Origin of the sequence: Streptomyces sp. NPDC127197 (assembly GCF_042672405.1) — a bacterium.
Taxonomy (GTDB): Bacteria; Actinomycetota; Actinomycetes; order Streptomycetales; family Streptomycetaceae; genus Streptomyces; species Streptomyces flavusporus.
Map to the genome: position 1 here is coordinate 193,750 of NZ_JBHXVG010000011.1, position 13,666 is coordinate 207,415.

A 13,666-nucleotide genomic window follows, 5' to 3' on the forward strand; every position below is an offset into this window, starting at 1 on the left:
CAGGGGTCAGCTGAGGCGCTCGATGACCATCGCCATGCCCTGGCCGCCGCCGACGCACATCGTCTCCAGACCGAACTGCTTGTCGTGCCACTGGAGGGAGTTGATGAGCGTGCCGGTGATGCGGGCGCCGGTCATGCCGAAGGGGTGGCCGACGGCGATGGCGCCGCCGTTGACGTTCAGCTTCTCCAGCGGGATGTTCAGGTCGCGGTAGGAGGGGATCACCTGGGCGGCGAACGCCTCGTTGATCTCGACCAGGTCGATGTCATCGATGGTCAGGCCGGCGCGGGCCAGGGCCTGCTTGGACGCCTCGACCGGGCCGTAGCCCATGATTTCGGGGGACAGGCCCGAGACGCCGGTGGAGACGATGCGGGCGAGGGGGGTCAGGCCCAGCTCGCGCGCCTTCGTGTCGGACATGATGATCAGGGCCGCGGCGCCGTCGTTCAGGGGGCAGCAGTTGCCGGCGGTGACCAGGCCGTCGGGGCGGAAGACGGGCTTGAGGCCGGCGACGCCCTCCAGGGTGACGCCGGGACGCGGGCCGTCGTCCTTGCTGATCACGGTGCCGTCGGGGAGGGTGACCGGGGTGATCTCGCGCTCCCAGAAGCCGTTCTTGATGGCTTCCTCGGCGAGGTTCTGCGAACGGACGCCGAACTCGTCCATCTCCTGGCGGCTCACGCCCCAGGAGTGGGCCAGGTTCTCGGCGGTCTGGCCCATCGCGATGTACGGATCGGGGATCAGGCCGTCCTCGCGCGGGTCGTGCCAGGTGGTGCCCTCCTGCTCGGCGACCGCGGCGGTGCGGGCCTCGGCCTCGGCGAAGAGCGGGTTGCGGGTGTCGGGCAGGCTGTCGGAGTTGCCCTTGGCGAAGCGGGAGACCGTCTCGACGCCGGCCGAGATGAAGACGTCGCCCTCGCCGGCCTTGATGGCGTGCAGGGCCATGCGGCTGGTCTGGAGGGACGAGGAGCAGTACCGGGTGATCGTGCAGCCGGGGAGGTGGTCCATCCCCATCTGTACGGCGACGACACGGCCGAGGTTGTTGCCCTGCTCGCCGCCGGGGAGGCCGCAGCCGAGCATCAGGTCGTCGATGTCCTTCGGGTCCAGCTCGGGGACCTTGGCGAGGGCGGCCTGGATGATCGTGGCGGTGAGGTCGTCGGGGCGCAGGTCCTTGAGGGAGCCCTTGAAGGCGCGGCCGATGGGGGAGCGGGCGGCAGAGACGATCACGGCTTCGGGCATCACGGCTCCATTGGCGTACGTACGGGTTGGGTGGGCTGGTTGGGAAGTTACCCGTACGTATGGTCTGGGTCACGTGTGTGGGTGTGTGACCCTGGCCGCAGTTTTCTAAGCGCTTGCTTTTTTGGTGCCGGGGGATGGGGCTGGGGTGGGGGTGGGATGGCGCAGCCCGGCGCTGCGGGGTGCCACTGCGCCCACCCGTGCCGCCCCAGCGGCACGACTGCCCGCAGCTGCGCTCGATTAAGAGGGTTGCGGTGCCGGCTCCGTGGCCGTGACCCGGCGGCGGCGTCGGCGTTTCAGGAGGGCCCACGGCCCCCGTGGTCCCGTCGGCATGGCTGCTGTGACCTCCGTGCCGGCCTCCGAGGCGGCCTCGGCGGCGGCGCGGGCGACGGGGAGGTAGCCCTCGTGGCGGGTGACGTCGGGGCGTTCCTCGTCCGCCGGCCAGAGGCCCAGCGCGGCGCAGAGGGTGGGGAGGACCGCCATCGCGGCGGTGGCGTAGCCCTCGGCCGAGGGGTGGTAGTTGTCGGGGCCGAAGAGTTCACGCGGGTTGGCGGCGAACTCGGGGCCCAGCAGGTCGCCCAGCGACACGGTGCGGCCGCCCTGTTCGACGACTCCGATCGTCTGGGCGGCCGCCAGCTGGCGTGATGCCCGTCGGGCCAGCCAGCGCAACGGCTGTTGCACCGGCTCGATGGTGCCCAGGTCGGGGCAGGTGCCGACCACCACCTCCGCGCCGGCCGTGCGCAGCCTGCGTACCGCCGCCGAGAGATGACGCACCGATTCGGTCGGCGGCATGCGGTTGGTGACGTCGTTCGCGCCGATCATGATCACGCAGACGTCGGGGACCAGGGCCGGGTCGGACAGGGACAGCGTCACCTGGCGGTCCAGGTCGTCCGACCGGGCGCCGGGCAGGGCGACGTTGCGCATCCGTACGGGGCGTTCCGCGACGGCGGCGAGGCCGGAGGCGAGCAGTGCGCCCGGGGTCTGGCCGACCCGGTGCACGCCCTGGCCCGCGGCGGTGGAATCGCCGAGGACGGTGAGGCGGAGGGGTGGATCGCCCTGGGTGTCGTACGTACGGCCGTACAGTCCGTCCGCGTTCGGCACATGGGGCTCCGTGCCGTTGCCCACATGGCGCCTGGCCAGCCGGACCTCGGCCAGCACCAGACCGACGACCGCGGCACCGGCCAGGCCGATACCGCCGCCGCCGTACGCCGCACCGGCCGCGATGCGCCGGGCCACCCTCGCCCTCGACATCCTCGTCATGCGTCGCCGACACCTCCTCGTACCCGTTCAACCACTTGCTTGCCCCGAAGCGACCGCCCGCCAATCTCAACGGCGAGTGAACGCAGGTGGCAGGTGGCAGGCCATAGGCTGGCGGCACTACAACGACCACCTCTTCTGCAGCATCCGGAGACAACGGTGCAGTTCCACGACTCGATGATCAGCCTCGTCGGCAACACCCCGCTGGTGAGGCTCAACAACGTCACCAAGGGGATCCGGGCGACCGTCCTGGCCAAGGTGGAGTACTTCAACCCGGGCGGTTCCGTGAAGGACCGCATCGCCCTGCGCATGATCGAGGCGGCCGAGCAGAGCGGGGAGCTCAAGCCCGGCGGCACGATCGTGGAGCCGACCAGTGGGAACACGGGCGTCGGGCTCGCCATCGTGGCTCAGCAGAAGGGGTACAAGTGCATCTTCGTGTGCCCCGACAAGGTGTCCACGGACAAGATCAACGTGCTGCGGGCGTACGGGGCCGAGGTGGTCGTCTGCCCGACCGCCGTCGCGCCCGAGCATCCGGACTCCTACTACAACGTCTCCGACCGGCTGGTGCGCGAGACGCCGGGTGCCTGGAAGCCCGACCAGTACTCCAACCCGAACAACCCCCTCTCGCACTATCACTCCACCGGCCCCGAGCTGTGGGAGCAGACCGAGGGGCGGATCACGCACTTCGTGGCCGGTGTCGGCACCGGTGGCACCATCTCCGGAACCGGTCGGTACCTGAAGGAAGCCAGTGACGGGCGCGTCAAGGTCATCGGCGCCGACCCCGAGGGCTCGGTGTACTCCGGTGGCTCCGGGCGGCCGTATCTCGTCGAGGGCGTCGGTGAGGACTTCTGGCCGACGGCGTACGACCGTACGGTCGCCGACGAGATCGTCGCCGTGTCCGACAAGGACTCCTTCCAGATGACCCGGCGGCTGGCCAGGGAGGAGGGGCTGCTGGTCGGCGGGTCGTGCGGCATGGCCGTCGTGGCCGCGCTGCGGGTGGCCGAGCGGCTCGGACCGGACGACGTCGTGGTGGTGCTGCTGCCGGACAGCGGCCGCGGATACCTGAGCAAGATCTTCAACGACGAGTGGATGGCCGACTACGGCTTCCTCGAGGACGAGGGCCCGAGCGCGCGCGTCGGCGACGTGCTCAACGACAAGGAGGGCGGCGCCATCCCCTCCCTCGTCCACATGCACCCGGACGAGACGGTCGGCCAGGCCATCGAGGTGCTGCGCGAGTACGGCGTCTCGCAGATGCCGATCGTGAAGCCGGGCGCCGGGCACCCGGACGTGATGGCCGCCGAGGTCGTCGGCTCGGTCGTCGAACGGGAGCTGCTCGATGCGCTGTTCACCAAGAGCGCCTCGCTGGAGGACCCGCTGGAGAAGCACATGTCGCCGCCGCTGCCGCAGGTCGGCTCCGGCGAGCCGGTCGGGGACCTGATGTCCGTGCTCGGCGAGGCCGACGCGGCGATCGTGCTGGTCGAGGGCAAGCCGACCGGGGTGGTCAGCCGGCAGGACCTGCTGGCCTTCCTCGCCAAGAGCGCGAAGTAGGGCCGGACGGCAAACCTGCGGTGAACGGACCGTGCCGGCGGCGAACTTGCGGCGACGTGCGTGTTTGTTGGTCTTCTCGGAAGTGGTACGAGCGTGTCACGTCCGCGCAGCACCCGCTTAACACGGGTCCGGCACAGTAGTGGGTGTCGGCAGGGCGGGAGCGGCTCCCCGCCCCGGCCGGCACCGAACGGCGCCAAGGACCTCCGGAGCGGCTCCCGGACCTCCATGGACGCCACGGACGCGCAAGCCCGGCCCTGACCCGGCCCGCGTCCCTCGCGGGGACCGCCGTCGTCCCGCCCCCCGTCAAGGGGGTGCGGCGGTCCCCGCGCACCCCCTTTGCGCCTAAACCGGCGCCGCTTTCGCGGTCGTGGTGCTCGCCGTCGTGGTTCCTCAATTGATGGTTGCGGTCGTCTTCGCTGGAAGAGCGCTTAGTCTTCCCAGCCGCTGTCCTGATTCGACTTGCCGCGCCTGCGGAACAGGCCCGGATTGACGCGGGCTGCCTGGAAGGCGTTGACGCCCACGATGCCTGCCCAGGCGACGAGGAGGCCCGGGAGCTGGGCCACGCCGCCGCCGATGGCGGAGAGCGGGACCGCCAGGACCAGCGAGACGATGCCGAAGCCGAAGCGCTCGCCCCAGGAGTCCGTCGGCTTCGGTGACCGGGAGTCCCGGGCCACCACCATCTGCTGCTCGGCCAGCTGCCGGCGCACCCGGCGCTCGACGGCGCTGTCGATGCGCTGGTCGACCTTCTCCAGGAACGAGTCGACCAGCGCGGACTCGTACTCCTCGCCCAGTTCCCTGCGGGCCTGCAGGGTGGCGTTGAGTTCCTTCTTCAGCTCGGCGTCCCGCGCGTCCATTCCGCTCATACGCACCACGGTAGGGAGCGGGCACGCGGGCCGCACTGGGGTTAGCCCCCCTGTCGCGAGCGGGTCAGCCGGTGGCCGTCAGCCCCTTGCGCTCCGCATACGCTCGGGCCACGTCCTCCGGGTCCTTCTTGTCCTTGTCGACCTGGCGGTTGAGTTCGGTGAGGTCGGCGGTGGTGAGGACGTTGCCGAGCCCGGCGAGCGCCTTGCGGACGGTGGAGTCGGCCTTGCGGTCGGCGATCAGGGGGACGACGTGCTGGCCGGGGATCAGGTTCTCGGGGTCCGTCAGCACCACCCAGCCCTCCGCCTGGATGTCGGTGTCCGTGGTGAAGAGGTTGGCCACGTCGACGTCGCCCTTCTTCAGCGCGCCCTTGACCAGCGGGCCGGAGGAGTCGAGGGACTTGAACTCCTTGAACTCCACTCCGTACACGTCCTTCAGTCCGACCACGCCGACCTGCCGCGTCTTGACCTCCGCAGCCGCGCCGATGACCAGCTTGCCGTTCTGCTTCTTCAGGTCCGCGAGGGAGGTCAGGCCGTACTTCTCCGCCGTCTCCCGGGTCACCGCGAAGGCGTCGGAGTCCTCGGCCATGCCGTACGGCAGGACCTGGAGACCGGACGGCAGCGCGACGGTCAGGGCGTTCTGCATCTCGCCCTCCTCCGTCGCCGTGGCCTCGGGGGCGACGTAGTGCAGCAGGGCGCCCTGGTACTCGGGGAGGAGGTCGATGTCGCCGCCCTTGATGGCGGGGATGAGGATCTCGCGGGTGCCGAGGTTGGGGCGGACGGTCGTCTTCACTCCGGCGGCGTCGAGGACGGCCGCGTAGAGGTGGCCGAGCACCTGGTTCTCGGTGAAGTTGGCGGTGCCGATGGTGAGGCCGCCCTCGCTGGAGCCACCGCCGGAGGTGGTCGTGCCCTCGCTGTCGAGGGAGGTGATGCCGCTGGAGCAGGCGGAGAGAGCGGGGACGGAGGCTGCGGCGAACAGGCCGCCGAGGAGAGTGCGACGGTTCATTTCGGGTTCCCTAGACGGTGCGGTGGCGGAAGAGGACGCGCTGGAGGGCACTCAGCAGAAGGTCCAGGGCGATGGCGACCACGGCGACCAGCACCGCGCCGCCCATCACCTGTACGAGGTCGCGCTGGGCCAGGCCGTCGAAGACGTACCGGCCGAGGCCGCCGAAGGAGACGTACGCGGCGATCGTGGCCGTGGCCACCACCTGGATCAGCGCGAGACGCAGGCCCGTCATGATCAGGGGGAGGGCCAGCGGGAGCTCCACCTGGAGGAGGACCTGGTGGCCGCGCATGCCCTGTCCTCGCGCCGCGTCCTTCACGTCCGGGTCGACGGCGGTCATTCCGGCGTAGGTGTTGGTGACGATCGCCGGGACCGCGAGGGCGACCAGCGCGACGTAGACGGGCCACATCGAAAGGCCGCTGGCGAGGAAGACCAGCACGACCAGGCCGACGGTGGGCAGCGCGCGGCCGAAGGACGACAGGTTGATCGCGACGAACGCGCCTTTGCCGGTATGGCCGATCAGCAGGCCCAGGGGGAGGCCGATCGCGGCGGCGATGAGGGTGGCGAGGAGCGAGTACTGGAGGTGTTCGGCGAGGCGGGTGGCGATGCCGTCGGGGCCGGACCACTGCTCGCCGCTGGTCAGCCAGTCACCGAGGTTCTTGAAGAGTTCGTACATCTCAGGCTCGCCGCCTCGTCCACGGGGTGAGTGCGTACTGGACGGCGACCAGAGCTGCGTCCGCCACCACGGCCAGCAGGAGGGTGAGGACCACGCCCACGATCACCGGGGTCGGGAAGTTGCGCTGGAAGCCGTCGGTGAAGAGCTGGCCGAGGCCGCCGTCGCCGATGTAGGTCGCCACGGAGACGAGGGAGATCGACATGACCGTGGCGATCCGGACGCCCGCCATGATCACGGGGAGGGCCAGCGGGAACTCGACGGTGAGCAGGGTGCGCAGCGGGCGCGTGCCCATGGCCTTCGCCGCCTCCTTGGTCTTCGTGGGGACCGAGTCGAGGCCCTCGACGGTGTTCCGGAGCAGGACGACCAGGGTGTAGATCGTCAGGCCGATGACCGTGGTGGTGCGGGTCAGGCCGGAGACCGGGAGGAGGAGCACGAAGACCGCGATCGACGGGATGGTGAACAGGACGTTCGAGAGGCCGAGCAGAAAGCCGCGCAGGGGGCGGACGCGGTGGGCGACCACCGCGAGCGGGAGCGAGATCAGCAGGCCGAAGAGAACGGCGGACAGGGCGGCCTGGAGGTGGGAGACCGTCAGGGTGGTCAGGTCGTCGGTGTGGTCGGATATCCAGGACCAGTCGATGGTCATGCGGCCACGACCTCGGTGTGCGCCCGGTTCGCGTGCTCGTGGATGTCGTCGCGGGAGGAGACCCCGGTGAGTACGCCGGCCGTGTCGACGCGGGCGATCAGGCCGGTGGGGGAGGCGACCGACTCGTTGAGCGCCGACAGCAGGGAGTCGGTGTCCTGCAACGGTCGTACGGGGAGTTCGGCGTCCTTCGACGCCCAGTGCAGCGGCTTGCGACCCTCGTCGAGTACGAGCGTCCAGGTCCCGCCCTCGGGTGCCGGGCCCTGGGGGACGTCCGCGAGGGTCCTGAGCGAGAGGAGCTTCAGGCCGCGCTCGGCGCCGAGGAAGTCGGCCACGAAGTCGTCGGCCGGGCGGGCGAGGAGTTCGGCGGGCTCGGCGCACTGGACCAGGTGGCCGCCGGTGCGGAAGATCGCGATCCGGTCGCCGAGCCGGACGGCCTCGTCGATGTCGTGGGTGACGAAGACGATGGTCTTGCTCAACTCCTTCTGGAGCCGGAGCAGTTCGTCCTGGAGCTGGGTGCGGACCACCGGGTCGACCGCGCCGAACGGCTCGTCCATCAGCAGGACGGGCGGGTCGGCGGCGAGGGCGCGGGCGACGCCGACGCGCTGCTGTTGGCCGCCGGAGAGCTGGTGCGGGTAGCGGCGGCCGGCCTCGGAGGTGAGGCCGACGGTCTCGAGGAGTTCCGCGGCCCGGGCGCGGGCCTTGCGGCGGCCCCAGCCGAGCAGCAGCGGCACGGTGGCGATGTTGTCGAGCACCGTGCGGTGCGGGAAGAGGCCCGACTGCTGGATGACGTACCCGATGGACCGGCGCAGCTCGGCGGCGTCCTGCTGCTGGACGTCCTTGCCGCCGACCAGGATGGTGCCGGAGGTCGGTTCCACCATCCGGTTGATCATCCGCAGGGTGGTCGTCTTTCCGCAACCGGAGGATCCGACGAGGACGGTCACGCCGCCCTCCGGCATGGCGAGGGAGAGGTCGTGGACTGCTGTCGTGCCGTTGGGGAAGCGCTTGTGGACCGCGTCGAACTGGATCATGAGTTGTCCCTTGCCCGGCCTGTATAACGTCATGCAGAGTTCTTGGTGTCTGAATAGGTTGTCAATGCTCCGGCGTTAATCCGCGGTTACGGATGGCCGATGGGCAAGATCAGGTGTCCGATTTGAGGAGGGTATGCGCGTGATGTCGTCTCGGATCGTGGACGCCCCGGAGGGTGTGGCCCCCGGCCTCGTCGTTCTCGACGGGCGTGGGCTCGGCGTCGCGGATGTCGTCCGGCTCGCCGACGGGGCCGCGCGGCCGGTGCCGGGGACCGAGGCGATGAAGCGCGCCGAGGAGTCCTGGGACGCCGCCCGCCGGATCGCCGCGACCGGTCGCGTCTACGGCCGCTCCACCGGCGTCGGCGCCAACCGGAACGAGGACGTACCCACCGAGGCGGCCGCCAGCCACGGCCTGAGGCTGCTGCGCAGCCACGCCGGCGCCATCGGGGAGGAGCTGCCCGCCCGGCAGGTACGGGCGATGCTCGCCGTACGCGCCAACCAGCTGCTGGCCGGGGGTGCCGGGCTGCGGCCGTCCGTCGTCACCGCGCTGTGCGAGGCGCTGGAGACCGGGGCGTACCCGGTGGTGAACGAGTTCGGGTCGGTCGGGACGGGAGACATCGCCGCGCTCGCGCAGGTCGGGCTGGCGCTCGCCGGGGAGCACCCGTGGCGGGGAACGGCCGCCCCCGCGCCCCAACCCCTCGACAACAACGATGCGTTGGCCCTGATCAGCAGCAACGCCCTCACCCTCGGCCAGTCCGCGCTCGCCCTGCACGAACTGCGCGGCCTGCTCGCCGCGACCCAGGTCGTCGCCGCGCTGTCCCTGCTGGCCGTCGACGGCTCCCACGAGGCGTACGCCGCCCCCGTGCACGCCGCCCGCCCGCACCGCGGCTCCGCCGAGGTCGCCCGGCGGATGCGGGAGCTGATCGGTGCCGCCGACCGGCCCACCCCACCGCTCGGCCGGATCCAGGACCCGTACGGCTTCCGCTGCCTGCCCCAGATCCACGGCCCGGCGCACGACGCCGCCGACGCCCTGGAGGACGTCCTCGCCGTGGAGATCAACGCAGCCGCGGAGAACCCGCTGATCTCCCCCGAGGACATGGCTGCGTACCACCACGGCGGTTTCTACCAGGCCCAGCTCGCTCTCGCCCTGGACCACTTCAGGCTGGCCATAACCCAGGTCGCCCGCCTGTCCACGTCACGGCTGTCGACGCTGAACGAGCCCGCCTACACCCGCCTGCGCCCCTTCCTCGCCGACCACGAGCCAGCCTCCTCCGGCGTGATGATCCTGGAGTACGCCGCCGGCGCCGCCCTCGGCGATCTGCGCGCGTTCTCCGCGCCCGCGTCGCTCGGCCACGCTGTACTCTCCCGAGGCGTCGAGGAACAGGCCAGTTTCGCCTCGCTCGCCGCACGGCAGACGCTGCGTGCGTGCGGCGCGTACCGTCTCGTCGTCGGCTGCGAACTCGTTGCCGCGGTGCGGGCGTTGCGGCAGCGCGATCTCCGCCCCGAGCCGGAGCTTCCGGCGGGCCGGGCGCTGGAGCTCGCCGAGTCGGTGCTGGACGCGGATCCGGCCGACCGGCCGCTCACGCACGACGTGACGGTGGCGTCCGAACTGCTCGACCGGTTCACGGACCTCTGGAGGGGGAGCACGTCATGAGCGGTACCGAGAGCCGTACCGAGGGGCGGATCGACAGCCCTGCCGCGCGGCTGCAGGCGCTCTTCGAGGGGCACCGACTCACGCCGACCCAGCGGCGCATCGCGCACAGCATGGTGCGGCGGGCCGCCGATGTGCCGTTCCTGTCCAGTGTCGAGCTCGCCGAACTCGCCGGGGTCAGCCAGCCGTCCGTCACTCGCTTCGCGGTCGCCCTCGGCTTCGACGGCTACCCGGCCCTGCGCAAGCACCTGCGCGAGGTGGCGCCCGCCGAACAGAGCGCGGACTCGGCTGCGTACAACGAGTACCAGCAGGCCGTCGAGGCCGAGATCGAGAACCTGAAGCACCTCGCGGAACTGCTCGCCGATCCGCGGCCGGTGCAGGAGGCGGGCCGGCTGCTGGCCGCCTCCCGCCCGCTGCCGGTGCTCGGCCTCAGAGCGGCGGCCTCCCAGGCGTACGGCTTCGCCTACTTCGCCGCCAAGGTCCATCCGGACGTACGGCTGCTCCACGAGGGCGGCACGATGATCCACGACCGGATCGACGGAGCCGTACGGGCCGGCGCCTCGGCGCTGCTCTGCTTCGCGCTGCCCCGGCATCCGCGCGAGGTCGTGGACACGCTGGCGTATGCGAAGGAGGCGGGCCTGTCCGTCGTGACCGTCGCCGACTCCGCCTTCGCGCCCGTCGCCAAGGTGTCCGACCTGCTGCTGCCGGCCGCCGTCGGCACGGGGCTCGCCTTCGACACGGCCTGCGCGCCGATGCTGCTCGGGCGGGTCCTGCTGGAGGCGATGTGCGACGACCTGCCGGACGCGCAGGCCCGGTTGGAGGAGTTCGACGCACGGGCGGCGGCGCGGGGGCTGTTCGTGGAGTAGGGCCTGTACGAGGGCTGCTTCTCAGACGCGTCTCACCTTCACTCGCTAATCTGCACGGCCGACAGGACTGTGCCAGGGCGACAAGGAGGCGGAACGTGGCACGCGGAGGTCAGGGGCTGGCTCGGGTGGCCTGTGTCGTACGGGCGGGGGCCGCACCACTGTGGTGGCTCGGAGTGTTCGCGGCCGGTATCGGCGTACTGGTCCCCGGCGTCACCGGGCGCAGGATCGGTGTGCTCGCCGGGGCGGCGCTGTTCATCGTCGCCGCCGTCACGGTGGCCTTCCGCCGCCGCAGGCGGTACGCCGCCCTCGCCCGCGGCGCGGCCCGCGCCGGGAAGCACGACGTGCTCCAGGACCGCGCGGTGACCGTCCGCAACTGGCGGCGCGGGCACCGCTGGTGGCTGCTGCTCGCCTTCCTCGCCGCGCTCGGCAGCTCCTACGCGGTGCCCGCAGCGGGCGGCATGCTGCTCGCCGGGACCGGTGCGGGACTGTGGCTGAAGGCCGCGTGGCTCGGGCGGCGCGAGCGGGCCGAGGAGGCGCTGCTGTGGGTGCGCGTCGACTGGCTCGCCCGCGACGGCGGCCGCCCGGCCGGCAAGGCGGTCAGGGCGTACCGCAGCACGGGCATCGCGGCGGGCGACGCAGCCCCGGGCGGCTCCCGCCGCCGCACCGCCGCGCTGGTCTGACCGCCCGTCAGACCTCGAGCTCTTCCTCGATCCGTCGCAGCTGGTGCCGGGCCATGGCGAGGTTGGACCGCTTGGCGTCCAGAACCAGGTAGAGGAAGAGCCCGTTGCCGCCGCGGCCGCTGAGCAGCCGGATCAGGTGGTACTGGTCCGACAGCGTGATCAGGATGTCCTCGATCTGGCCCTTGAGCCCGAGGTGTTCCATCGTGCGCATCTTCGCGCGGACCACGTCGGTGTTGCCGGCGGCGGCGACATTGAGGTCGAAGCTCTTGCTGCCGCCCATCGTGCCCAGGGCCATGCCGCTGGTGTAGTCGACGAGGGCGACTCCGGTCGCGCCCTCGATGGAGGCGAGTGCTTCTTTCAGCGCGGTCTCGGTGTTGGCCATGGCTGCGGTTTCCTCTCAACTTTCCGTGGTAGTGGGTGTGTTGGTGCGTGGGGGGCGTGGGGTTCGTGGCGTGCGGACGGCCTTCTGACGGGCGGGGGCGGGCTTGGCGGGCGGCTCGGGGGCCGTGTCCCGTACGGCGTCACCGACCAGTTCGCCGATGCGGGCGCCGGTGCGGCGGCCTTCCAGGTGCAGGCGGCCGACGTTGACGCGGTCCTCGGCGAGCAGCGTCAGCACGGCGGTACGTCCCGCCGCGTACGTCGCGACATAGCCGTCCACCCCGCGCACGAGCAGTTCCCGGAGGTCGCCCTGACCGGTCACGTCGGCCATCCGCACGGCGACGCCGAGTGCGGCTGCGGTGAGCGCGGCCAGGCCCTCCGGCTCCACGCCCGGGGTGTCGTGGGCGATGACCAGGCCGTCCACGCCGGCGGCGAGGGCGCCGGTCAGCTGGGGCATGCGGGTTCTCAGCCGGTGGAGTTCGTCGAGTATCGGGGGTTCCACCGCCATCAGGGGGCTCCTCTCGGCGGGCGGGTGAGATGGGTGGTGCGGCGCCCGCTGCCGCGGTTGCTGTCGTTCAAAGGGCCTCCAGCGCATCCCTGACCCTCTTCAGCAGCGCGATGTCGGGGGCGGCGGGGGGACCGTCGGGGGCGGCGATTCCGGTTCCGGCGCGGGCGGCCGCAGCCCCGGCGGGAGTCGGCGGCGTCCGTGGAGCCACCAGCCCGGCCGCTGCCAGTCGCCGTACCGCCACCAGGGTGTGGAACGCCGGCCTGCCCAGTTCGCGGGCGATGTCCGCCGCGGTGCGTATGCCGTCCACCCGGGCCAGCACCGCGCTCTGCCGGGGCGCGACCGCGGGGGCCGCGGCCGTGTCGACCCGTTCCAGGGGTGCGCTGTCGCTCGCCGGGTCCGGCCAGATGCGGTGCAGCAGGCTGCGCCGGCGGAGCGTCTCGTGCTCCACGGCGGCGACCGGGACGGGGTGGACCGATCCGAGCCAGTGCGTGGTGCCGTACTGAAAGCGGCCCGGCGTACTGCTCGGGCCGAGGGCGAAGTACGCGGCGTCGTACAGCGCGCTCAGATGGCACAGTTCCAGCGCGCCCGGGGCGAGACGGCCGCCGTCGAGCAGCAGGCGGTCGGCGTCATGCCTCCGGTCGGCCCGGTCGACGGCGTCCTGCCAGGCCCGCGCGTCGAGCGTGCCGTGCGCCGTGAGGATCACGTCGAGTCCGGGGGCGAAGGGGCTCTCGGCGTGCACCACCCGGCCCTCGGTGAGGTACAGCGTGCCGCCCTCACGGACCAGGACTCCGGTGGCCTGCTCGGCGGCGAGCCGGGTCAGCATCGGCGAGACGCCGCCCGAACGGCTCCCGGCCGCCTTGTTCCGCACCGGCAGCCGGGGCGGTGGGGTCGTGCCGACCATCGTCATCCCAGCACCAATCGTCCGGCCATCTCGCCCAGCCGGATGCGGGCCAGTGCGAGGTTGCCGTCCGCCCGGGCCAGCCAGAGATGCAGGAACACGCTGCTGTCGAACGACGTCCGCACGAACCGCAGCACGTGATAGCTGTCCCGGTTGCTGAGGATCAGGTCCTCGACCGGCGGGTCGGCCGCCTCCTCCCCGTCGTCGTCGGGTGCGAACGCCCGCTGCTCGGCGGCCAGGCGCGCCAGCTCCGCGGCCTCGGCGGCCGCCGTCTCGTGGTCGCCGCCCGGCGGTTCACCGACGGTGCCCAGGGCCAGTCCGCTGGTCCAGTCGACCAGTGCGGCCCCCCGCGCACCGGGCAGCCGCATGGCCTCCAGCAAGCACTCGTCGATTCCGGGCACCCTGACTCCCCTCCCGCCTGGGTTCGGCTGAGTAACCCTGAGGCTACG

15 protein-coding genes are annotated in these 13,666 nt (G+C 71.7%); 4 read left to right on the forward strand and 11 right to left on the reverse strand.

What is annotated here, in order from left to right; genetic code table 11:
* Positions 1 to 6: 6 nt before the first annotated feature.
* Positions 7 to 1,227, reverse strand: a complete 1,221-nt coding sequence (locus ACFVJQ_RS19745; protein WP_385785427.1) for an acetyl-CoA C-acetyltransferase — start codon at positions 1,225 to 1,227, stop codon at positions 7 to 9.
* A 237-nt stretch (positions 1,228 to 1,464) separates the two neighbouring features.
* A complete protein-coding gene (locus ACFVJQ_RS19750) occupies positions 1,465 to 2,484 on the reverse strand; it encodes an SGNH/GDSL hydrolase family protein (protein WP_385513584.1) in 1,020 nt (339 codons plus the stop codon).
* Between the two features lie 156 nt (positions 2,485 to 2,640).
* Between ACFVJQ_RS19750 and ACFVJQ_RS19755 the strand changes: the two genes are divergently transcribed.
* Positions 2,641 to 4,029 (forward strand): cystathionine beta-synthase, encoded by a 1,389-nt coding sequence (locus ACFVJQ_RS19755; protein ID WP_129799876.1) that lies wholly within the window; start codon positions 2,641 to 2,643, stop codon positions 4,027 to 4,029.
* Between the two features lie 428 nt (positions 4,030 to 4,457).
* Here the strand turns inward: ACFVJQ_RS19755 and ACFVJQ_RS19760 are convergent, their stop codons facing one another.
* The 5 genes from ACFVJQ_RS19760 to ACFVJQ_RS19780 all read right to left on the reverse strand — a co-directional run bounded on the left by ACFVJQ_RS19760 (position 4,458) and on the right by ACFVJQ_RS19780 (position 8,239).
* Entirely contained in the window at positions 4,458 to 4,883 is a 426-nt protein-coding gene (locus ACFVJQ_RS19760) for a hypothetical protein (RefSeq protein ID WP_385513621.1), read from the reverse strand.
* Between the two features lie 73 nt (positions 4,884 to 4,956).
* Positions 4,957 to 5,895 (reverse strand): ABC transporter substrate-binding protein, encoded by a 939-nt coding sequence (locus ACFVJQ_RS19765; RefSeq protein WP_385785430.1) that lies wholly within the window; start codon positions 5,893 to 5,895, stop codon positions 4,957 to 4,959.
* 10 nt (positions 5,896 to 5,905) lie between these two features.
* The gene (locus ACFVJQ_RS19770; protein WP_385513582.1) at positions 5,906 to 6,568 is read right to left on the reverse strand and encodes an ABC transporter permease; all 663 of its coding nucleotides are present in this window, start codon (positions 6,566 to 6,568) and stop codon (positions 5,906 to 5,908) included.
* Position 6,569: 1 nt separating this feature from the next.
* Complete coding sequence (locus tag ACFVJQ_RS19775) at positions 6,570 to 7,211, reverse strand: ABC transporter permease (protein ID WP_129799872.1); 642 nt, start codon at positions 7,209 to 7,211, stop codon at positions 6,570 to 6,572.
* Positions 7,208 to 8,239: an ABC transporter ATP-binding protein gene (locus ACFVJQ_RS19780; protein WP_385513581.1), complete on the reverse strand. Its 1,032-nt coding sequence runs from the start codon at positions 8,237 to 8,239 to the stop codon at positions 7,208 to 7,210. The genes ACFVJQ_RS19775 and ACFVJQ_RS19780 overlap by 4 nt, the downstream gene beginning before the upstream one ends.
* A 142-nt stretch (positions 8,240 to 8,381) precedes the next feature.
* Here ACFVJQ_RS19780 and ACFVJQ_RS19785 point away from each other — a divergent pair, with 142 nt between their 5' ends.
* From ACFVJQ_RS19785 to ACFVJQ_RS19795, 3 genes are all read left to right on the forward strand, one after another.
* Complete coding sequence (locus ACFVJQ_RS19785) at positions 8,382 to 9,890, forward strand: aromatic amino acid ammonia-lyase (RefSeq protein WP_385785435.1); 1,509 nt, start codon at positions 8,382 to 8,384, stop codon at positions 9,888 to 9,890.
* Positions 9,887 to 10,753 (forward strand): MurR/RpiR family transcriptional regulator, encoded by an 867-nt coding sequence (locus tag ACFVJQ_RS19790; RefSeq protein WP_385513579.1) that lies wholly within the window; start codon positions 9,887 to 9,889, stop codon positions 10,751 to 10,753. The genes ACFVJQ_RS19785 and ACFVJQ_RS19790 overlap by 4 nt, the downstream gene beginning before the upstream one ends.
* 95 nt (positions 10,754 to 10,848) lie before the next feature.
* Positions 10,849 to 11,433, forward strand: coding sequence for a hypothetical protein (locus tag ACFVJQ_RS19795; protein ID WP_385785438.1), 585 nt, complete (start codon positions 10,849 to 10,851; stop codon positions 11,431 to 11,433).
* A gap of 7 nt (positions 11,434 to 11,440) precedes the next feature.
* Here the strand turns inward: ACFVJQ_RS19795 and ACFVJQ_RS19800 are convergent, their stop codons facing one another.
* The 4 genes from ACFVJQ_RS19800 to ACFVJQ_RS19815 all read right to left on the reverse strand — a co-directional run bounded on the left by ACFVJQ_RS19800 (position 11,441) and on the right by ACFVJQ_RS19815 (position 13,618).
* A complete protein-coding gene (locus ACFVJQ_RS19800) occupies positions 11,441 to 11,815 on the reverse strand; it encodes a hypothetical protein (protein ID WP_385262271.1) in 375 nt (124 codons plus the stop codon).
* Positions 11,816 to 11,830: 15 nt separating this feature from the next.
* Complete coding sequence (locus tag ACFVJQ_RS19805) at positions 11,831 to 12,319, reverse strand: roadblock/LC7 domain-containing protein (RefSeq protein ID WP_385513577.1); 489 nt, start codon at positions 12,317 to 12,319, stop codon at positions 11,831 to 11,833.
* Positions 12,320 to 12,386: 67 nt separating this feature from the next.
* On the reverse strand, positions 12,387 to 13,226 hold the full coding sequence (locus tag ACFVJQ_RS19810; RefSeq protein ID WP_385785442.1) for a transcriptional regulator: 840 nt from the start codon (positions 13,224 to 13,226) through the stop codon (positions 12,387 to 12,389).
* The gene (locus ACFVJQ_RS19815) at positions 13,223 to 13,618 is read right to left on the reverse strand and encodes a hypothetical protein (protein WP_385785445.1); all 396 of its coding nucleotides are present in this window, start codon (positions 13,616 to 13,618) and stop codon (positions 13,223 to 13,225) included. The genes ACFVJQ_RS19810 and ACFVJQ_RS19815 overlap by 4 nt, the downstream gene beginning before the upstream one ends.
* Positions 13,619 to 13,666: the final 48 nt, after the last annotated feature.